The 21325-nt window shown below is 58.9% G+C and carries 16 protein-coding genes; 2 read left to right on the forward strand and 14 right to left on the reverse strand.

What is annotated here, in order from left to right:
- Window positions 1–114 precede the first annotated feature (114 nt).
- The 3 genes from KU306_RS07645 to KU306_RS07655 all read right to left on the reverse strand — a co-directional run bounded on the left by KU306_RS07645 (window position 115) and on the right by KU306_RS07655 (window position 5192).
- The gene (locus KU306_RS07645; RefSeq protein WP_258303334.1) at window positions 115–2982 is read right to left on the reverse strand and encodes a bacterio-opsin activator domain-containing protein; all 2868 of its coding nucleotides are present in this window, start codon (window positions 2980–2982) and stop codon (window positions 115–117) included.
- A 747-nt stretch (window positions 2983–3729) separates the two neighbouring features.
- On the reverse strand, window positions 3730–3903 hold the full coding sequence (locus tag KU306_RS07650; protein ID WP_258303335.1) for a hypothetical protein: 174 nt from the start codon (window positions 3901–3903) through the stop codon (window positions 3730–3732).
- 269 nt (window positions 3904–4172) lie between these two features.
- Window positions 4173–5192 carry a hypothetical protein gene (locus tag KU306_RS07655; protein ID WP_258303336.1) on the reverse strand — a complete coding sequence of 340 codons (1020 nt, stop codon included), beginning with the start codon at window positions 5190–5192 and terminating at the stop codon, window positions 4173–4175.
- A 336-nt stretch (window positions 5193–5528) separates the two neighbouring features.
- On the opposite strand from KU306_RS07655, the gene KU306_RS07660 reads away from it, so the two are divergent.
- Window positions 5529–5969: a hypothetical protein gene (locus KU306_RS07660; protein WP_258303337.1), complete on the forward strand. Its 441-nt coding sequence runs from the start codon at window positions 5529–5531 to the stop codon at window positions 5967–5969.
- Between the two features lie 602 nt (window positions 5970–6571).
- Here the strand turns inward: KU306_RS07660 and KU306_RS07665 are convergent.
- The 10 genes from KU306_RS07665 to KU306_RS07710 all read right to left on the reverse strand — a co-directional run bounded on the left by KU306_RS07665 (window position 6572) and on the right by KU306_RS07710 (window position 17309).
- Window positions 6572–7420: a hypothetical protein gene (locus KU306_RS07665; RefSeq protein WP_258303338.1), complete on the reverse strand. Its 849-nt coding sequence runs from the start codon at window positions 7418–7420 to the stop codon at window positions 6572–6574.
- A gap of 196 nt (window positions 7421–7616) precedes the next feature.
- Window positions 7617–8711 carry a hypothetical protein gene (locus tag KU306_RS07670; RefSeq protein WP_258303339.1) on the reverse strand — a complete coding sequence of 365 codons (1095 nt, stop codon included), beginning with the start codon at window positions 8709–8711 and terminating at the stop codon, window positions 7617–7619.
- A gap of 118 nt (window positions 8712–8829) precedes the next feature.
- A complete protein-coding gene (locus KU306_RS07675; RefSeq protein WP_258303340.1) occupies window positions 8830–9375 on the reverse strand; it encodes a DUF7261 family protein in 546 nt (181 codons plus the stop codon).
- Complete coding sequence (locus KU306_RS07680; RefSeq protein ID WP_258303341.1) at window positions 9372–9824, reverse strand: DUF7262 family protein; 453 nt, start codon at window positions 9822–9824, stop codon at window positions 9372–9374. The genes KU306_RS07675 and KU306_RS07680 overlap by 4 nt, the downstream gene beginning before the upstream one ends.
- Window positions 9817–10539, reverse strand: coding sequence for a DUF7263 family protein (locus KU306_RS07685; protein ID WP_258303342.1), 723 nt, complete (start codon window positions 10537–10539; stop codon window positions 9817–9819). Before KU306_RS07685 ends, KU306_RS07680 begins: the two co-directional genes overlap by 8 nt.
- The gene (locus KU306_RS07690; RefSeq protein WP_258303343.1) at window positions 10532–11092 is read right to left on the reverse strand and encodes a DUF7266 family protein; all 561 of its coding nucleotides are present in this window, start codon (window positions 11090–11092) and stop codon (window positions 10532–10534) included. The genes KU306_RS07685 and KU306_RS07690 overlap by 8 nt, the downstream gene beginning before the upstream one ends.
- Window positions 11085–11837: a DUF7289 family protein gene (locus KU306_RS07695; protein ID WP_258303344.1), complete on the reverse strand. Its 753-nt coding sequence runs from the start codon at window positions 11835–11837 to the stop codon at window positions 11085–11087. The genes KU306_RS07690 and KU306_RS07695 overlap by 8 nt, the downstream gene beginning before the upstream one ends.
- Window positions 11834–13753 carry a type II secretion system F family protein gene (locus KU306_RS07700; RefSeq protein ID WP_258303345.1) on the reverse strand — a complete coding sequence of 640 codons (1920 nt, stop codon included), beginning with the start codon at window positions 13751–13753 and terminating at the stop codon, window positions 11834–11836. The genes KU306_RS07695 and KU306_RS07700 overlap by 4 nt, the downstream gene beginning before the upstream one ends.
- A complete protein-coding gene (locus KU306_RS07705; protein WP_258303346.1) occupies window positions 13750–16068 on the reverse strand; it encodes a type II/IV secretion system ATPase subunit in 2319 nt (772 codons plus the stop codon). Before KU306_RS07705 ends, KU306_RS07700 begins: the two co-directional genes overlap by 4 nt.
- Window positions 16069–16844: 776 nt before the next feature.
- Window positions 16845–17309: a hypothetical protein gene (locus tag KU306_RS07710; RefSeq protein ID WP_258303347.1), complete on the reverse strand. Its 465-nt coding sequence runs from the start codon at window positions 17307–17309 to the stop codon at window positions 16845–16847.
- Between the two features lie 518 nt (window positions 17310–17827).
- Here KU306_RS07710 and KU306_RS07715 point away from each other — a divergent pair.
- Window positions 17828–19498 (forward strand): acetate--CoA ligase, encoded by a 1671-nt coding sequence (locus KU306_RS07715; RefSeq protein WP_258303348.1) that lies wholly within the window; start codon window positions 17828–17830, stop codon window positions 19496–19498.
- Here the strand turns inward: KU306_RS07715 and KU306_RS07720 are convergent.
- Window positions 19495–21231, reverse strand: coding sequence for a histidine kinase N-terminal 7TM domain-containing protein (locus tag KU306_RS07720; protein ID WP_258303384.1), 1737 nt, complete (start codon window positions 21229–21231; stop codon window positions 19495–19497). The two genes, KU306_RS07715 and KU306_RS07720, sit on opposite strands and share 4 nt — an antisense overlap.
- Window positions 21232–21325 lie beyond the last annotated feature (94 nt).

Below are 21325 nucleotides of genomic sequence, written 5' to 3' on the forward strand. Positions count from 1 at the left end.
GAGTGCCGCGGGTCGACTGGGGCACTCTGGGAGAGCGTAATAAGTGTATTAGGGAATAACAGCTGGTTGAATAACAAACCACTCTGCGTGTGACTGGTTTGTTGCCTAACTCCCTCAGGGGGGCGTCACTGAGAGCGTACTCTCTTCGAACAGTGTCGTAAACAGCTTTCGCTGGACAGTTCGGGCGTGTTTGTAGAATGCCGGGGGCGAAATCCCGAGTGTGTCCGCAACTTCCTCACCGCTATTTTCGCGTGGCGACTCGAAGTACCCGCTGTAGTAGGCTGTCTGAATGACCTCTAACTGCCGGTCGGTCAGCTTTTCCAAAAACCGTGCGTAGAGGTCGTGTTCCATCGACTGGTCGAGTGACTGCTTCGCGCGCAGTTCCACGGATGTGAACGTCTCTTCGACGAGTTGTGTAATCGTTCGAACGTCGATACTCGTCGGGATGTCGATGACGAGAACCGTCGTCGTCGGGTCGGCAGTTGCCTCTTGGAAGACGACACCGTGGTCTGCGAGTTCGAGCGCGAAGAACGGCTGTGTGAGGCGCAGACGGAGGACTCCCTCTGTCCCGTCTGCACTGATTTGCTGTACGTCGTCGATTGCGACCAACTGTGATGCCGTTTCGGCCACCTCGTCGAGAGGGGCGTCTGCAACCGTCACGAACACGTAGCTCCCCTCCGACGATTGCTGGACGCCGCCTTGGTACGACAGCGTACACGCTGCCTCCTGTGCGAGGCGGGTGAGGACGAACGTTGGGTCGGTGATGGCGAACTCGACGCGCGTCATCGACGTCGTGAGGAGTGCGTTCTTTCGCTCGATTGCGCTGAGTGCAGATGCAATCGTCTCTCCGAGTTCGGCGAGGACCGACTTGCCAGTGTCATCGAATGCCTTCTGGGTCGGTGCGTACACCGTCAACACCCCGTGAGTGAGGTCATTGTAGACGAGTGGGATACTGAGTACAGAGAGGTAATCCCGAGCGAGAGCGTCCTTGCGCCACGGTTCGTCTCGGAGGCCGGATGCGACGTTGCTCACCATCGTTATCTCTCGACTCGCTGCTGTCTTGCTGGCAGGTTCCGTCGCTGATTCGGTCACGGTGAACGTCTGACTGTCCAGATACCCTCTCTCGCTGCCTGCCCAGGCCTGCGGCTCCACCGTGTTTGTCGTCGAATCGACCGTTCCAACCCACGCGAACCGAAACCTGTCGTCCGCGGTCAACAACTCACAGACGGTGTGGTAGATTTCGTCTCGCGTTTCGGCCTGCACGAGTGCCTGGTCTATCTCTCGAATCGTCTCGTTGATTCGATTCAACTCCGAGAGTTGCTTGTTCTGTCGCTGTAACGTCCGGTCTTGCTCACGGAGTCTCGATTCGCGGGTGACTCGGTCGAGGGCTGCCTCGGCCGTTGCTGCCAATAGGTCCGCTAGTTCCCGAGTGACTGCTTCGAATGCACCCACTTGTTCTGCCCCGGCGACGAACACGCCGTGGTTTCCGAGGGGAATGTAAATCGCACTGCGAATATCTGTCGCCTCGTTTGCGAGACGGTCCGCTTCGTGGATGTCGTCGTACAGCAGTTCTGTTCCCTCGACGAAGCTGTAGCTCGGGAGGCTCTCACCGTCGGCGCGGACCGTTGGAAGTGGCCCGTTCAATTCTCTCATCGCCCGCGAGTTCGCGACAGGCCGAAGTGCGTTCGTTTCTGCGTCGAAGAGATAGACCGCACTCGCGTCTAGATTCAACACACTCGGCGTGTCGTCGACGATTTCCTGTGCAATTTCTTGGTGTGTCTCGGCATACAGGAAGTCGCGAGTCGTCTCGTGAAGGGTTGCGAGCGCCTCTTCGCGCCGTTTTCGTTTAGTGATGTCCCGACAGCTAATGAGCAGTGTCCCGTCTTGAATCGACACTTCGCGGACGTTGACTAACAGCGTGTGCTCGCGACCCGCCTTGTCGGTTGCCGTACACTCGATGTTTTTGAGGACGCCTTTCTCCGCAAGTTCGTCGCGGTCGAACAGGTCTTCACCGAGTAGTTCGTCGATGGTCCCCAGTTCGCGAATCTCTCTGGCCGTGTATCCAAATATGAAGTGCACGTTGGGACAGACGTAGGTGTACTCCCCTGCCTCGTCCGTAATCAGGACCGTATCGGTCATGTTGTTCAGCGTAACCCGGTGGAGTTCCTCCGATTGTCGCAGGTCTCGTTCTAACTCGACTCGCTCAGTGATATCCACGCCTTCGACGACAATCGACACGAGTTCGCCCCGTTCGTTCTCGACGGGGCGCACCGAGAGGTCGAAGACGCGAGGGTCGTCGAGGTGCGGCGGTTGTGGGACGACGACATTTCCGAACGTCCCGTCGAGCGCTCGCTCGGTGATTTGTCGGACTTCGGCCCGCGTCGTCTCGTCGTGCGTCCACCACGGAAGCGACCAGAAGGGGTCGCCGACGAGCATCTGGATATCCTCATCGACCATCTCCTGTGCCGTCTGATTCACGCGAGCGAGTGAGCCGTCCGGGTCGAGAACCCACGTCGCCGTCCGCGAATCGTTGAAAATCGCATCGAACTGTCTCGCCCGGTCACGCTGCGTCGACGCGCGTCGTGCAGACCGAACTGCACGTTCTGTGCGGGTCAGCAACGCTTCGGCCGCCGCGTCCATCGACTCAGAGACGGGAACGTAATCGGTGACTCCTGCCCCAATCGCTTCGCTTGCAATCGTCTCGCTTCCAGACGCAGTCCCGATAATCACCGGGAGTGCGGCCGTCTGAGTCCGAATCTCTTTGAGTAGGTCTACTCCGGTGGTCTCTTCGAGCACGTACCCACTGACGAGACAGTCTATCGGCTGGGTCTGGACGTATTCGAGTGCTTCACTCTTATCACGGGCGTGCGTTACCGTTGCGTCCGTCTCTGATTCGAGTTTGCTTTCGAACTGGTCGAGCCACTCGCTCGTCCCGGCGAGCAGGACGGTGGCCGAATCGAGGATGCTATCGGAACCGGCCATCAGCCTCGAACCTGGTTTGGAGTGGGCAGTCTCTCGGTCATCACTTGTTCGTAACCAAACCAGCGAGAACTATGGCTGTTTGGTACTCAACCCCTCCGCGAAAGGGACCGCCCACTCGACTCCCCCGGTGGGTGCCGGTATCAAATCGACACGTGAACTGTCATACTCGCGGTGGTCTCACGCTGTCCGTGTTGCGAGCTTCACGTCCGACCACTCCACAGTCACCGAATAGTACGTCCCATCTCGTTCGATAAACTGTGTTCCCGGGCGCGTCGTCGTTCCGAACAAGCGGTCGTAGGCGAGTTGCCACCCGACGACATCAACCGTTCCCTCTTCGATGAGTGTGGCGACGGTGTCGCGTTTTCATGTGGCGTACAGGCCACCGATATGATGCAGGACAGTATTGCACAAGTGTAGAAATATAACAGTACAATATATTGTTATAAATAATGTGTGCAAAAATGCAATTCCCAAAACATACTGTCTATAACCCGATCTATAATGGCTGATGGAATGAATATTTTCCATATACTGCCCATAATAGTACTTATCCATATTTTATTACTCATTTAATGTTTATTCGTCCAATATTGGTGGATGGAGAAGATAGCTGTATCAACTTCTACTATTTTGAAAAGTATTCTCCAATTCCAATATTTTCATGTGCTATGATTACAATACTATACAAAATTTGTATGTCTCCCAATGTAAAAATCCACCATTAATAATTAATCATTTGATAGCTCTTTATAGGTACTTCTCTCGAAGACCAGTGAAAATAGAGATTATCGTGACTAAAAATGCACCTGCTACACAAAGAAGGAGTGCATTGTGGTCGGTTGTTCCAACCCCTTTCCCAATTTCATACAAAGATATGGTTATTATCAATAACAAAATATTAGTAGTGATGTTCTCACTCATGTTTGTATATTTTCACAAACCCAAATAATCTTTTTGACATACATTCATGGTATTAAAAAGGACAGCAATAAATGATTGTCAAAAATCGTGCTATTTCATCTACTCGGGTGGATTTTGAGCGTAGCGCTCTAGTTGGATGTTTTCATCCAAAGCCATCTGCGCAAATTGTCCACTGATGTTATATGTGTCTTCTCCGTCTATAACTCGTCCGTTCATCCGCTTGTAACCATCCACCGTCACCGCAAGCGTCACGTCGGCTCCTTCCACAGTCACCGTCTCGAAAGGGAGGCGCGGTACCACGTCCCGGAAAACGACATCACTGCACCGTTCAGTGAGACGTATCCCGACTGCTCGGTGGGAATATTGTCGGTCATCCCGAGTCGGTCGGTAATCGCCGTCAGGTCGTCAGACATCGAACCGCGCTCTTTGTATTGTCGCCCTGAGCCGAGGTCAGTCGCCGTTTCGAGGATGGAAATCACACCGTCTGTGCTGTTGTTTGTGCCGAAGGTCGCATCCACAACCGTCGAATCGACGTACGATTCAAGTTCCGCCTGCGAGGACGCAACTGGTTCGACCTCGTAGGTGTAGCGGGTTTGTTTGACGGGACCACGTTCGGCGCGGGGGACAAAATAGGCGTCACCCCGGTTCAGGTAGTCGAACGGTGCCGAGGGAACGAGTTCGCTCGCGTTGGGGTCCATCTGGTGGTGAAACGTCGGGCCTCGGCCGCCGAGTGGGCGCTCGTCGACGTCGACAGCACCTCCGTGTCCCCAGACCGGTTCGAGGGCACGCTCGACGAGTAGTTGGTCCGCCTCAGAGAGCGAAGAAGGGGGTTCGGTAACGACGGTGTCTGACGAAGTCGGCGTTTCATCGACGAGGTCGAGATAAAACACCCATCGGGTCACCGTTCTCTCGATCCGTCCAGCCTCAGTCACCGAGTAGTACGTCCCATCTCGTTCGATGAACTGCGGTTCCGGACGCGTCGTCGTCCCGAACGAGCGGTCGTAGGCGAGTTGCCACTCGACGACATCGACGGTTCCCTCCTCGATGAGCGTGTCGACGAGTTCGCGTTTATACGCGTCTGGATAGTCGATTGCAAACTGCGCCTCGATTTGTGTCGGGTCCGCTTCGATAAATGAATCCGTGAGTTCAGTCAGCGACTCACCAACTGGAAACGTACTGAACAGGAACGTCGTGCGGCCAACCGAACCGAGACAGCCCGAAAACCCACCGATTCCGGATGCGATAGCGGCTTTTGACAGAAGACCGCGGCGGGTGAGATAATTAGTCACTGTAGGATCATTTTGGACTGGATGATGCGATGAATGTTGTGGCTGACGAGGGAGTGCCTTTGGTCAGATGGTTGGTGTTACCGATACTCGACACCAGCGGTTACCAGTTTCCGTTCCTCCCGGACAAAATTTTCATCGGGGGGTCGTGACGATACGGGTAGAGCGCCGACGGTCGCAAAGGACGAAGCGTCTCCTCCCAGACACAACCCGAGCGAATCCGATGGGTTACGCCACAACTGAAATCGGTCGAAGTAGCACCTTTGGCGACCGATCTCCGCCCTTATTATGGTCTGAAGAATTCACAGCCCGCTGGTACTTGCAGTTGCATTGGTCGTGGTGACTGCTGGGTGCGCTGGTATCGCACCAGACCAACCCGAACAGACGCCACAGCAAACAGACGCACCGCCGACTGAATCGACGACACACACTGCATCGACTCCATCTACCGAATCGGAAACGCACACTGAAACAGCAACTCCGGAGCCGACACCGACACCCGAACGTGGTGGGTTGCTCGTCGTGTCTCCTGCCGACGAGGACGCTGGCGACCACCCCACTATCGAGTACAATCAGACGCTGTTCGCAGAAGTCCCCGTCCTCAACGAGTCAGTCACAGCGGCTGCAACGACAAACGAGTCGGTCAGCAGCGGCCTCTCAGCCGAGCAACTCGACTCACTCGACCAGTTCCTCTCGGAGGAGTATAACGTCACACGCAGTGACATCCGGGTTATCCGTAACAACACCACACTCGACGTTTGGATCGCCCGAGCAGCCTGACGTCGTGGTGCTGTTTAGTCATGTCTGCCGTTCGTCTATCGAGCAGAGTCAAAATCACGCTTAATCGATTGCAATCTCGACCTGTGCTTCGATGTCTTCCGGTGGTGAACGACCTTGTTGGTGGAATGCGAGGAGATTGTGGTGGATACGTTTGTTTGGTAAGCCCTCAGATTCACTGACCGTATATCTGGGCCGAAGCGTACCGCGCTTAAATCCGCACCCGTCGTAATTCAACTCGAACCTTTTGGGAAGCACGTGGCCAATAACTGCAAGAAAATCTGTGTCATAATCGAACCCATATAGCTGAGGCACGTCCATGTCGAACTCGTCTCAGATATATTCGCCCCGGTACCGTTGGTCGGATACCATTTAGACGCTGGTGAGGATTTTGCATCGCTGAGTTCACATTTCAGAACTAAGGTGCTGAAGCGGGAGACCGCCGAGGATTGTGCGCTGCAATAGCCACCACGGTCAGTTCGACCACAAACAGCTTCATCCACGGGTTACTGAGTCTGTGCCCTCAGGTTCGTTTCGTTCGCTCCCAGTGAGCCCTACAAAAGTTGGCAGCTCGGCATCGACGGTAGCGCTATCTACCTCACGATTCAACTCTCGTCGCCGTAGCTCTGGCCGGAGAGTCGCGTTTTTCGTCTCATCCGCAGCATTCCAAATTTAAACCGATAGTAGATATTGCGAAGAGAGAGCCGTTCGTTACCGAGCCTGTATTCATTGCCATCCATCGTGACCGTGTGCTCTCTCTTCGAAGTGACAATCCACGAGTCATTATCTGGAACTAATTCGTACACTTCTCCCGTTTGCTGTATCTCCAAGCGGATTTTTTCAGCATCTGATGGAATAATATACGGTGGCATGGGCCGCTCTTGCGCATCGACCTCTGAGAGAAGTTGCTGATAGGTCGTTTGGAGTGTTTCTAGATCGTTCATCTCCATCGTCGAAGGGTCACAGGATTCCCCTACGTGTACGTCAGTGACGCCATCACCGCTTGTCTCGACAGTTTGCAACGTCGTAGATGGCCACAATCTGACGTTCGGTGGCACTGTTCGGAAGCGGGTGAAGTCAAGCGGACCGAGTTCTGTACGGTATGCAATGTTCGGGAGACGTGCTGTACCTGGACGTGCAGGATAGAGATAATCTACAGATGAACCCGTTTCATCTAGTGAAAATTCAGCCATATCTCGTGGTTCATCCTCGCCAGGTAGCCAAACCCGCATTTTCACCCGAAGGACGACATGTGACGTGTGTGATGTATTCTGGAGTAAAAAGTCGGTTGAATAGTCCGTTTGTCTCGCATCGAGTAACGCTGTAGATAGCTTCTGTGTCCTGAAGGCGTAGTATGTAACTACCAGCGTGAGGGTAATCAACACGAGATTGAGTAACGAGACCGGAACCTGAGAAGCGATTGTCTCCAACAGGTTGGCGAACGAACTAATCATTGGCTTGTAAACTCGATAGGACATTTCGAGCAACCAAAATCAATCCTTGGTCCGGTGATTGGTCGGTCATCTTGGGTACACCGTTTGCCCGTCTCAAATTCTATCGGCATGACCCACTCACCACTCCAAGCTTCTCTATCGTGCTGCGCGCGCAGTCACGCCCTTTGTGAGCGTGAAGTTTGACCCCCTCTTTGACCTAGTTACTCTGTCCCGTATTTATCGAAGCACGAGAATTTTTGCCTCGTTTTGCTATCGTCTCTAGCTGGCTCTTTGCTCGATCGAGACACTTGATTGCGCTACTCGAATTGCCGCTCTCAATCCAATCGATCGTCGCACCAACGCAGTTCACGAAGCTATTCCACGTATTATCGCGACCAACAACGGTTGGATACTTTTGTACTTCCCACATAGCCTCGAGAAGACGCCTGATTGCGAGTTTCTGCTCGGAGGTGAGCCGGTCATGAGCCATCTGTGTACCGTCTAGGTCTCGACATGCCTTCTCACATTCAGTGAGGTTTTTCGACGCAAATCCAATATTGAAGGTGGACGCAGATATCGGATCTAGTTTCCCAATCTCCTCAGAGATTTCAGACACCTTGCGATAATTGAGTTGAAGTTCTGCATCCGGTAGAGCCAGATACGCCTCTGGACTCCAGTCATGTTTTGTTCCTTCGATGAAGTGTCCGTAGCGACTCAAAAACGCCGCAATCTCGAGATACTCGTAGCCAGCAGAATTCAGTTCTTCTCCGGTGACCACCGGATTTTCACGAATACCCGCGACTGAGGCACGGGCAGCTACTAACAGGTAGAGTAGCATCTCATCGTACAGCGTGAGTGGTTCCGGGTGGTCAATCAGTTCGAAGGAACCCCCGCTGGAACCAGAGTCCACATCATTATACCGAAGAGTAAACCGGTCTTTGTGCTGTTCTGCTTTCTCAATGATGAGGTCGGATGTAACTTGGACGATTTCATCATCTATCTCTCGGTTTGGCTCCTCGTTTTCCAACACGGTGTCTGTTTGCTCAGACCTGCCTGTCGAAACTAATTCCACACCAGTAGATTGGTCTGTGTGTTGAGTGTCTGGTTTTGGTATATTCTGACCAGTTGAGACACTCTTATTTGTCTCTTTGATTCCTCTCCAGATGCTTGTAAGACTCACTCCGAAACTAACAACACCGATGACTAGTGGTGCCACTCGGAAAAATGACTTATTTAAAAATAGAGCCACAGCAACTGCAAGAGAGAGGACCCCAGAGAGGGACCCAATTATAAAATATGATCTCGATTTCATAGCAGACTTATTTGCTTTTTTCTATACTAATAATTTTTGATGAATTTCCGAAAAGGTGATGGTCGGGAGTTGCTGTAAGGTCTCAAACGGATACTGTGCTTCGTAGCTCACCTCACTCTCACACCGCCGTCACCGCAAGCGTCACGTCCGTCTCGTGGCGCGGCGTCGACACCACGACGTCGACCGCCACAGCGACAACCGTCGTCTCACCGGCGCGTTCCTGCACGACGACGCCACGGTCGGCGACACAGGAACCGAAATCCCGATACACACCACTCGGACAGTTTCTGAGCGCCCACCCGCTCGCCGCAGAGTCGTTCGTCGTTATCGCCACCCCGCCAGACCCAGTGTGGGCGCGTTCGATTCGCGCGAGGTTGGGGTCGAGTTCGTCCCTGAACTCGGAGACCGCTGCCTGTCTCGCGCCCCAACTGTATCGCCCGGCGACGTGGGCAGTCGCGGCGTGAGCCGCGTCTTGGGTCGCCGCCGAGATGTCTGAGAGTTCTGGTGCGTCAGCCGACCCGCCGTAGGCGAGTTGCGCGTGTGCGAAGACGAGTGCGAGGAGCGCGACGGCGACGACAGCGCCGGAGACCAAGACGAGTTGGCCGCGGTCTGCGGCGGTGGTGTCGCTGCCTCGCTTCAGATACGCTCGCCACCGGCGACTCACGGGTACCACACCTCCAGCGTCGCCGTACAGCGCGGGACGACGACCGACGCGGACCCGACTCGCGCGTCCGCCGGTGGCGACGTTCCTGCCTCGCCGACGTCCGTCTGAATAGCGACGAATGCCCCCGGTGAGACACCCGATTTGGCGACCGTTTGCAACTGTGCGGCGCGAGCGTCGAAGTCGCTTTCAGACGCGCACGCAACCCCGAGGAGCGTTCCGGGACCGTCTGCTGGAGCGGCAGCGACGAGTGCGGCAGCATCGTGCGCTTGCTCGTCGAGCGGTGTGGATGAGTGGTCCAGCGTCGCAGTCGGATATTCAGGCGTCAGCGCGAAGCCAGCCGCGACGGTGAGCACGAGCAAGGTCGCAACCGCTGCCTCGATGACGGTCAGCGAGAGTTGGCCGCGACTCTCGCCCTCACCACTCGGCGAACTGAAGCCACGCTCACGCATCGACTGTCACCTCCACGCGAGTCGGCCGTCGTTCGATGATGGTCGCCGAGACAGTCACCTGCCCGGCCGGTGCTGGGCCGGTCGCTTCGACACCGACTGTCGGGTCGGCGTACGTCGAAACGTTCACTGTGTGGGTTCCTTCGACGCCGGTCGGCCTGTGAAGGACGACCCGGTCGTTGACCGTGACGGCCCGCACGGTGGTACCGTTCGCTGGGTCGACGTCGATACGAAGCTGGTCGGTCCGGCCGTCGAGACTTCCGCGACTGTCGTTGTCGATGGCGAACGTAATCTGGTCGGAACGCGTGCTGAGGAGTCCGACGCCACGGGTGGCGGTCGTGCCTGTTGTGTTGTTGATGCCGCCGCGAGTTGCGACCACGTTGCCGTCGACGACGACGCGAAAGTCGGTCCCTCGAAGTGCCGGAATCGCCGACGCGAGTTCCGACGCGTTCGTTTGGTTGACTCGCTCCGCAGAGACCGTGCCGTCTGAGATAGCCAGCGGCGACTCGGTGACGAGCGCCGAGGCCGCACTCTCTGCGTGACGCTGTTCGGGCGGGTCGCCGGTCGCGTCCACGAGCGCTTGGTCCGCCAGAACGACGCTCGTGGTCGTCACCGCGGTCAAGAGAACCAGCGCGATAGCGAGGCCAGCGAGCGTCGTCTGTCCCCGGCACGAAGTGGGCTGACTCAGGCGGAGGTGGCGGAGGTTCCCTCTACTCATTGGCGTCCTCCACACCGCTCGTGTCTGGTCCATTCAGCAGTTCGAGCGTCGTTCCGTCGTCTTCGACGGTCACTCTGACAGCAGCGTCGCTGCCACTGTCCCACGTCCCCGAGACGGTGACCGAATCCGGGAGCGAAACCGGAAGCTGCCGGTCGAACGCGTCTCTGGGGTGGTCGAGGACGAGCGCCGGAGTGGTGGCGTTCGAGTCAGAGTCGACCGAGGCGTTCTGCACGTAGCGAATCCGATAGCTATGGCCGCGAATCGACCGTGGAAGGTCGACGATGACGGTTCGGTGGCCACGAGTCACCGAGGCGGGGATGCGAGCGGCCGTCTCGGTTCGCTCGACTGCGTTCGAGAGTGTCCTGTCGGCGAGTTCGTCGGCGACTGCGTCTCGGTGGTCGGGCACGACACCGCCGAAGAGGACAGTCGTCAGCAGTCCTACGAACAGGACGACGACTGCGGCTTCGAGCGCCTTGCTGACGACAGGAACGACTGCGCGCCGGTCAGTTCGAAGTGAGGGCGACGATTGCCGCCGGGGGCGACGGTCAGCCACGTCGCACCTCCACCGTGAGGTCGTACTGGACGACAGTGAGAGTCTGGTCTTCGGGAAGCGTCGCCACGACGCTCGGAACGCCATCGCCGTCGAAGTCTGCCCGTGTCGTGTCGAACCCGCGTCGTTCGTAGGCTCGCTCCCACGCAGTGGGTGCGGCGGTTTCGACGGCGACCGTGTACGTGTCGGCCGGACGCTCATTGACGGTTCGTGTCGTTTGCGTCTGGAGTTCGGTTCCGGCGTCGAGACCGCCGCCATCACTCGACGAGGCGTTCAGTACAGGGAGCGGGAGAAACGCTGCGTCGCCCGCGCTGGAGAGGGGTGCAGGAGTCACGAGTTGCGCGTTTTCACCCGTCCCGCGTACGACGGCACCACCCACGAACGCGACTCGGTGGCTCCCGATGGTCACGACGTAGCCGTCGGCGTCGTAGGTTCGGTTCACTCCGTTTACAGCGCCGATTCGGACCGTCCGATTCACGCGGACGAGGTCACCATCGGTGACGCGCATGGGGTACGCGCCGTCTTCACTTGCAAACGTCCCGTCTCTGAGCGATTCGAAGCCGTCCGCTGCGGCACCGGCGTCTGCCGAGGTGCGCTGGGCGTCGACGAGGCCGCCGACGCTCGCAGTCACGAGACCGATGGCGACGACGCCGATGCCGAGTAAGAGCGCGACGCCGACAACGTTCGACTGGGCGCGGTCACCGCCCTTCGAACTCGACGTTCGGTTTCGACTCGTCGAGCCGGTCATATCAGACCGACCCCCGCGTACACGACGTAACAGGCAGTGACGAGGATGGCAGAGTGGAGGAGGGCTTCGTAGCGGCCGCGACTCGCAGTACCGGCGAACCACCCGGACGCGAGCATTGTCGCCTGTGTGACGACGTACATTCGATAGCGGTCGCGAGTCAGGTCGACGGCATCGGCGTCGATGGCGAACGACCCCGAAGACGAGAGTGTCGACAGTTGCGCGAACCCGTCGAAGACGTGGACGTTGACGGCGACGGTGATGCCGACGACCAGGAGTGCGGTCGTCCATCCGACGGCGACGTAGACGAGCAGGCTCGACCGAAGTGCCCGCTTTTCGTGGTAGAGGCGGCCGATTTCGCTTTGTAGGGTGTCGAAGACGGTGCCCGTGTCACTCCCGCCATCGAGCGCCCCGACGACGAGGCCAATCGTCTGTTCGGCCATCGGCGTCCCGACTCTGTCGACGAAGCGTTCGAGTGCGGCAGTTCGGAGGTCGACGTCCGTCCCTGCACTCGGTGCGGTCAGTCGCAAGTTGAGCGCGAGGTCGGCCACGTCGGGGTCGAGCGGTCCGAGGTCGACGTCCTGCCCGACGTGTTCGACGGCCGCAGCGAACGGTCGACCGAGGCTCACGTGTCCTGAGACAGCGTGGACGAAGTCTTTCAGTTCGCGGTCTTTCGCGTCGTCGATGCGGGCGCGTCGGACGCCGACGAGACCGACGGGAAGCGCGTAGGCAACGTACCCTGCCAGAGTCACGCCGAATGCGTCGACACCGACGAGTCCAGCAGCAGCGCTGACGGCGAGTGCCGGAGCGACAAAGGCAACCGCAGCGCTCGCAGGATTCATCGTCGCCGTTCCGAGGAGTTCGAGGATTTCGCTCGGCCGCTCGTACTCGACTGACTGGTCCGGCGGGCGCAGGCCGGCGATGAGGATACTCGCCGCGAGTCCGACGCCGACGATGAAGAACGCGCTCGCGTAGACGACCACGCCGCGGACCGTCGTCGTTCCAACCGGCGTGACGACGGGTGCGGAGAGTCCGGGCGCGATGACGCTCATCACCGTGAGGACGATGACGAGAAGCGACGGGAGGACGAGCAGGACGATGAACAGCTCAGCGAGCAGTTCGAGAAAACCCTCGGCGCGGTCGCGAGCGCGGGCCTGTCTGTGTCCGAGCATTCGGCTCTCCATGCGGAGGTAGTTCCGAAGGGCGTCGTCGCCCTGCCCGGCGTGCTCGCGGAACTTCAGGAGGAACGGCGCGAGCATCCCCTCCGAGGGCGTGTCGCGGGCGACACGTCTGAGCCCTTCGTTCACGTTGCCGGTCAGCGAAGCGGTGTTGAGGACGCTCCGAAACGCCACGGCCGACTCGCCGTACGCATCGGTTTCGGCGACACGGCGGAGCATCTCCCGCGGGCCGTCGCTTCCCGACGCGAGGACGTGGAGGTAGCGAACTGCGCCGGGAAGTGTGCGTTCGATATTCTCTCTGCGTGCCGTGGCCCGCCAGCTGAGGTACTGTCCCGCGACGGTGAGGACCACGCGCCGAGTAAGTATCGCAACCCCGAGTGCGACCACTGCCGCGATTGGCGTTCGCGGGACGACCGGAACCGGGACGCGGTCGAAGGGGGGCACGACCGCACGAAGCAGATTCAGCACCGAATCGACGGCTGCATCCGGAATCGCCATCACGACCAACAGGGTCGGCAGTGCGACGAACAGTCCCGTCGCCCACGCGAGTCCGTAGCTCCGGGCGAGATAGAGGTCGAAGCTGATTCGGAGGTCGGTGCCGCGGTACCGACGCCGGTCTCGGTCGTGTCTGTCGGCGTCGGCGTGCCGGGCGAAGAGCGCGTAGAGCGCCCTGTCGAACACCGAGAGCGACCGGATGCGCGAGACACGCCGGTCGTCGATAGGGGTGTCGAACCCAGTCACGGTTCACCGTTGCGGGCGTGACTGCCCTCTTCACTATCGCGTTCGGCCATCCGGCGACGGACGCGCTCTACGGTCGCCGCCTCGTCGGTTCGGAGGTCCGAGAGGAACCCGAACAGTTGGTCGACGTTACTCACGTCTTCGCGGACGAGATATTCCACGTAGCGGTGTTTGCGGTGGAACTCGCGTTCGACCGCCTCGACCTCTCTGTCCGTGGCGTTCGCGATACGATGGAACAGACGGAGGCCGACGCGCCGGTGGTCGTCGCCGAGTTGCGGGTGTTCGTACGAGAGGTTGAACGTCCCGTCCGGACGGCGACGCGCGACGGTGTTCCAGTGGAGTTTTCGACCGTCTTTCTCGACGACGCCGCGGCGCCCCCACGTCTCGTCGAACTCCGATTCGGGAACGAGTTCGACGACTTCGGAGACGTATCGCTCACCGTCGACTTTGTGCGGGAAGATCACGAGGTCGAGTTCGCGGAGCAGGTACGGCGGAAGCCCCTGTTCGATGACGCGGTTGACGAGCGTTTCGACGTCCGCAGCGTGGGTCGTTCCGATGACGCCGTGGCCGGTGTTGAGCGTCTCGGCGAACGTGGCGAACGACTCTGGGGTGTTGATTTCGGCGATAACCTCGACGTCCGGGTTCAGGTAGTTCGCCTCGGTCATCAGGTCGGCCATCGAGACGCGCTTGAACTCTGATTCGTGGTCGCGGGTCGTCAGCGAGATGCCCGTCTCGTGCGGAAGGTGGACTTCGCGGGAGCCCTCGTCGATGCTGATTGGGCGGTGGTCGTAGGGGATGAACGGCATGTGCGCGTTCATGAGTGTCGTCTTCCCAACGCCTGTCGCGCCCGAGAACAGCACGACGCGGTGGTGCTCGTAACAGATCCACAGCAGCGTCACGAGTTCGGTCGACAGCGACCCACCTTCGACGAGGTCCACGGGCGTCAGCACGTCTTTCGACTGCTTCCGAATCGAGACGTGCGGGCCGCCTTCGGAGATTACAGGGAGTGCGACCGCACAGCGAATCGTCTCGTCGCTCTCAGTCGCCGTCGAGCCGTCGACTTCGCCGGGGCGGAGGTTGACCTTCGCACTCGGATTCGAGGCGTTCAACTCCACGCCGTCGGCGGCAGCGAGTTGGGTCACCACGTTGGTGAACTCCGTCTCGTCTTCGAACGCGAGATTCGTCGGCACGCGGAGGCCGCCGCGGCCGGTCACGTCGGCCCGCGGGATGACCTTCACGCGCTCGCCGACGCGGTTGGCCTCGATGTCTTCGAGGTTCGGGTCACGGATTGGAATCGTCAGGATTCCCTCGCCCACGTAGTCCCGGAGGACGTAGTACACGAGGTCGTCGAGGCGGTCCTGCGCGAATCGGCGGTCGACCGGCGGCAGAGCGAGTCCGTACTCCGAAAGCGCCGACCTGAGACGGAATCGGGTCGCATCGACCCACGCCTTCGTGTTGCGGGCGGTGAGTTGTCGCGAGAGGAACTCGCGCGCTCGGTCGCGGACGAACCCGATTCTGTCGGCAACCACGTCGTCGACGTTGGCCTCCCAGATGCGCTCTTTACAGGCGTCGATGAGGTCAGTGTCGCCGGGGACGAGGTCCGGTTCGAGAACTGCGTACTTGGTCGCAAAGCGGTCGTCGCCGAGGAGTCGGTCGCGGTAGACGACCACGTCCACGTCGTAGCCGGCGAACGGGACCGTGTAGTGTCGCACGCGCTCGGCGGCGATTCGGTCCGCGAACGCCACGTCGGAGTCGAACGCGGTCGTCGCCGGGGCGAAGTTCTCGGTGTGGACGACGAGTCGTTCGGTGCCGTCACCACGACCGGCGTCGACGACTTCGATTTTCTCGTCGAGCGCGAGGGGTGTCACGTTACCGAGCAACCGGAGGTCGGCGAGAGTGTGATACTCCACGCGCCTGCGAGCGGGCGGCGAGAGGTCGAGCAACCGGTCGAGGACGCGTCGGTACTTCGGTGAGAGTCCGTCTGCGGCACGTTCGGCCGCACCCTCACGAGTGAGTGGCCGACGGCGCGTGACCGTCGAGAAGTGGTCGCGGACTGTTTCGAGTGCCCGGGCTTCTCGAACACCGAGTGACGGTTCCCGAACGTCGTAGTCGAACCCGTGGTCGGCGTCGCTAATCGTGACGACCGTGTCGGGGGCGACTTCGTACTGTGCGCGGACGTTCGGCGCGTACCACGCTGCCGGGTCGTCCGGCGGCACTGGCGCTGGAACGGCATCCTCCTCGTTGGGTGTCGAGGGGGTACCGAATTCGAGGGTCGGAGTGGGTGGCTCCGTCCCGTCAGACTCACCTTGGGTAGGCATACTACACGGATTGCTGGGTTTTCGTATTTAATAATTAGCTGATGGAGGTCGCCGTCGACACCGAATCTGTAAAACCGAGATGCGAGGTGATTCGAGTGACTAAGGCGGGAGTTTTGAATTTGTTCTCGTGTCTTGAGACGACTATCTGCTATTGGTAGATACTGCTACGATTATCAGAACTTGGATTGTGGGAGGGTGTAGTTTCCGAAGAAGTACCCCATTCAAGAGTGTCAGACTGGTGGCTATTGTCGGTTTCAGTGTCTAGACCGATGCGGGCAAAGATGTATTGGGGAAGCAGAGTTGCGACGCGTGGCGACTGAAACTGCAACCAAACGAGAGCAAAGGCTGAGAGACACCGACTCCTGATGCGACTCCTCGGTAATCAAATTGGACGCAACGGACGTAGTGACCCTGTTGAACCCCTCATTCGCTGGGAGTTTGTTGAGGCCGTGGTGAACACAGGGGGTGAGTCGGTCACGCATTTGGAGTGGATGTTAGCCTTCTGCTGTCTGGAATTTTCCAAACGCGAACTCTAAAGCGAACATGACGACACCCATCGTGACTGCCTGAACGAGGTAGAACTCTCGGCTCAGTAGTAAACCGACTACGAGAACGCCGATGGCTGCCGACGCTCCCAAGAGCGCAGCATACCGAGCGCGGGAGAGGTCTCTAGCCCAGTTATCAACTCGGTTGTAAAATTGTTTGACAGGAACCACACTCCGATTGTATGTGTCCGGTCGTGAAATAGGCTACGAGAGTAGCCAGTTGAGAGCACCTCAGTTGCTATCCGAAGCGAACTGAATCTCTTCGTAGCGACTGGTTTCGACCGAACCGCCCTCCTCAAATTCTGTCTTTGCAATAATCGTAACTGGCGTCTCAGGCCGTGACTCGAACGAAAGAGTACCTGCGAGCCCATTTTGTTCCGTCCACTGCTGCTGCCACTCGTCGACAAAATCGTCGATAACCAGATGGACCGTCGTTTGCTTCGGTCCCGAGACATGGTATCTCCCAAAGTCTACTCGTGGAGACACCAGCAGTTCTACAGTTTCGTTCTTCTCGACGAGGTCCAGGATGAACACCGTCTGCGTGATGTCAGATGGAACCCCATTCCAGATAGTGCTCGATTTCACGTGGTGATGGGTCGTTTTCTCGATCTCGCGCTCGCCAATCACCCCCGAACAACCCGCGACAGCTATCGAGGAGGATGCAGCGATGCCACACAAGAAGTCTCGCCGATGCATTTCCATTTCCGATATTCTAGTTAGCAAGTTATCATTTTCTATTTGGATGACAACAGACTCTCGCCACTGCACTGATTGACAACTATCTCACACCGGCTCCACAGTAGTCGTAATTCCACTTGCTGAACAAAGTGGTACGCCCCTTCGGGGCTGTCTCAGCAAACAAAGCTATACAGCATCCTCTGACAATCTGCCAGAACATGAACAGTCGAGAAAAAAGAGACTACCTCGGTGCTCGAAATGGGTTCGTAACCGCAGCAGGACTGTTGGCAGCGATTACCGCGTATCAATTGCTGACCCAGGGAACATACGAGAACGAGACGTTCGTGGTACTGATACTATCTGTGACCGCGTTTTGGGGAACAAAGTTAGTTCATACGCGTCGGGACTAGCGAGAGATAGGTCTGTGCGACCGTCGGTGTCCTTCCTACTGTTCTCACCGGCCCAGCCACTCCCCACTTCGTTGAAAGTTTCTGTCCATAATCATTATTAAATATTGTAGTGTGGTGACACGTGCAATGGTGGAACACAATTTAGCAGACTACGAGGCGGCACGGACTGAGTTCTCGTGGCAGGACATCTACGACGAGGCATCGTGGGACGCGCCGGAGTCGATGAACATCGCACACGAGGTTGCCGACCGCCACGCCACCGCGCGGGACCGGGTGGCCCTCTATCAGGTCGGGACGGACGGCGAACTCACCACGCTGACGTTCTGGGAACTCGCAGACCGGTCGAGCCAGTTTGCGAACGTCCTCTCCGAACTCGGCGTCGAACCGGGCGACCGGGTGTTTTCCTACATGCCGCGGATTCCCGAACACTACGTCGCGCTCGTGGGGACGCTCAAACACGGTGCCGTGTGGGGCAGCATCAACGAGCGCTTCGGTCCCGACGGAATCTCCTATCGACTCTCGGACTGCGACGCCTCGGTCGTGGTGACGACCACCGACAACCGCGACACCATCGCCGACGCGCTCGAAGACGCGCCGAGCGTCGAGCACGTCATCACGGTGGACCGCGGCGGTGGTGCGCCCGCAGACGACGTTATCTTCACCCCGACGCTCGACGACGCGAGCACCGAGTACGAGACGGCGCAAACTGGCGGCGAGGACGACGCCCTCTTGTACTACACGTCCGGGACGACGGGGCTTGCCAAGGGCGTCCTCCACAAACACCGCTGGCTCGCGGGCGTGGCAGCAACACAGCGCTACGCGGTTGACCTCCAACCCGGCGACGTCTACTGGTCCACGGGCGACCTCGGATGGCTCACCGGCGCAATCAACACCCTCGGCGCGTGGTTCTGGGGCGCGTCGCTGTTCACCTACGAGGGCGAGTTCGACCCCGAAACGTGGGCCGAACTCCTCGACGAGTATCCCATCACGGTCCTGTTTTCGGTGCCGACAGCCTACCGGATGCTCCGAGAGAACGAGTCGGTTCTCGACGACACCTCACTGGACCTGCGACACGCACTCTCTATCGGCGAACCGCTCAGCGCCGGTGTGGTCGAGTGGGCCGAAGAGACCCTCGGCGTCACCGTCCTCGACACCTACGGGCAGACCGAGACGGGGAACATGATTATCAACAACTACCCGACGATGGAGGTGCGTCCGGGGTCGATGGGCAAGCCGCTTCCGGGTATCGAGGCCGACATCATCGACCCGGAGACGGGGGAAGTGCTCCCGCCGGGCGAGACGGGCGAAATCGCCGAGCGAGGCGACTACCCGTGTTTCTTCGCCGAGTACTGGAACAAACCCGAGAAGACGCAGGCGGCGTTCGTCGACGGCCCCAACGGCCGCTGGTACCGCTCTGGCGACCTCGCGCACAAAGACGAAGACGGGTACTTCTGGTTCGAAGGCCGCGCCGACGACGTGATTCTCTCGTCGGGCTATCGCATCGGTCCCTTCGAGGTGGAGAGTTCGCTTGGTGAACATCCCGCTGTCGCCGAGGCGGCCGTGGTTCCAAAGCCGCACCCCGAACGCGGGAACATCGTCAAGGCATACGTGGTTCCGAGCGATGACGCGAGTCCGTCAGAATCGCTCACGACGGAGATTCAAAACCACGTCAAATCCGAGTTGGCTGCCCACGAATATCCGCGCGAAATCGAGTTCCGTGAGGAGCTTCCGAAGACGGTGACCGGGAAGATTCGCCGGACTGAGCTCCGCGACGACACCGAGGGCGCATCGAACTAACCTCCCTCGGCGTGGCCGTGTTCTGCCTCGCCGTTCTGTGCTCCTGTGGTCTCCGAGTCGTCCGCGACCCGTTGGACAGGAACCTGTAGCGAGACGGTGGTCCCATTCCCGTTGTTGCGCTTGAACGACACCTCACCATCGAGTTGGTCGACGCCCCACGTGACGAGCCAGAGGCCGAGTCCACTCCCGTGTTGAAGCGGCGTCTCTCCGTGGGCGCGGATTGCGACGAGTTCGTTCGGGTTGATTCCCGGTCCGTCGTCGGTAATGTGAATCTCCACGGTTTCCTCCGACTCGAACGCTTCGACCTGGACAGTCGGCGTGTCGGAGTAGTTGTGAACGACGCCGTTTTCGATGAGTTCCTGCACGACGTGTTCGAGTGTAGACGAACAGACGATTTGGTCGTCGAGGTCAGACTCGACGAGGACGACACATCCTGGGTGTTCGTCTTTGACCGCGCTGGCTGCCTGTTCCAGTTGGACGCCGACGGGAACTGGTGTCGCCGTCTCGTCGTCCTCGGTCGTGTTTCCGTGGAGCGCGGCAATCTTCCTGGCCTTCTCGCTAATCGTCACGAGGCTAAACGCATGGTCGCGGACGGTCTCTGAGTAGCGCTGCGCTCGGTCCAGAGAGTCGTTTGCGAGCGCTTCGACGACGAGGTCGGCGTACCCAAAGAGCATGTTCGCCTCGGTTCGAAGGTTGTGGCGAAGCACGCGATTCATCACCTCCAGTTGTTGGACGTTTCGGCGACGGTCGGTCACGTCGCGGAAGACGAGTGCATTCCCGATTGGGCGCCCGTGAAAATCGGTGAACGTGCTCGTCCGAAGTTCGAAGTCTCGTTGGCTCTCTCCCAGTTTGACCGCGACGTTTCCGTTCGACTTTTTCGAGGCAGTCCCAGAGATAACACTGCTAATGGGCCGGCCTTTGAGGTCCGCAGTGGTTCGGTCCAGTATGTCCGCTGCCGTCTGATTGAGTGCGATGATTCGCCACTTGGTGTCGGTGACGACCACGGCGTCGGCCATCGATTTGACCACTCGCTCGCAGGCAATCGACCGCGGAACCGGCCGCGACCCGAGTAAGTCGTACTGACTGAGTGCGATGGCGTACGCGAGTCCCGCGAAGGTGAACGTCGCGGGTGTCACGTCGAGTGCCACCCCGTACAGTTCGAGCAACACTGTGCTGAGGCTCCCGAGAATCGGCATCAGTGTCCCGACGATGAGCGTAATCGCCTGCAGTCGGTAAATCGTCGGCAGGTCGAGCATCGTCTGGAAGAGCGCGAGCGCACCGGCGAGCCACAGCAAGTAGCTGTACGCCAGAATCACCCAGTACAGCGGACCCCACTGGTGGTCCATGAGCGTGATTGCCCCGGTCGCGGTCGGAACGACCTCCGAAGTCGCCCACATGATGTGGTGGGCGGGATTCGTCCAGGCAGCGATGAGTGTGACCATCGGGAGAAACGAGACAATCATGAGCGGCCCCGGTGCAGTGTACCGGTCGCGGCCTGTGTACGAGAACGCAAATGCGAACCACGCGACCGGTGCGACAAGCACGCCAATCCACTCGACGTTTGCGACCAGTAATTTGAGTTGGAGGTCCGAGATGAGGAGTTCGATGAGGTATCCGACCGACCACAGCCCACTCGCAGCGGCGAGCGTACCCAACCCGACTGCCCCCGGCTTCTTGCGATGACGCCACGTGTACGCGGTAACGCCGACGCTGATGAGGCCGGAGAGAATCATCAGCCCGACGACGGCAGCCACCACTGGAGCAGATTGGGCGACGAGAACTATCTCCCACAGTGGCCCTCCCTCGGGATTCGCGTTCACTATGCTG

It is taken from the genome of Haloferax larsenii, assembly GCF_024730625.1.
Lineage (GTDB): Archaea > Halobacteriota > Halobacteria > Halobacteriales > Haloferacaceae > Haloferax > Haloferax larsenii.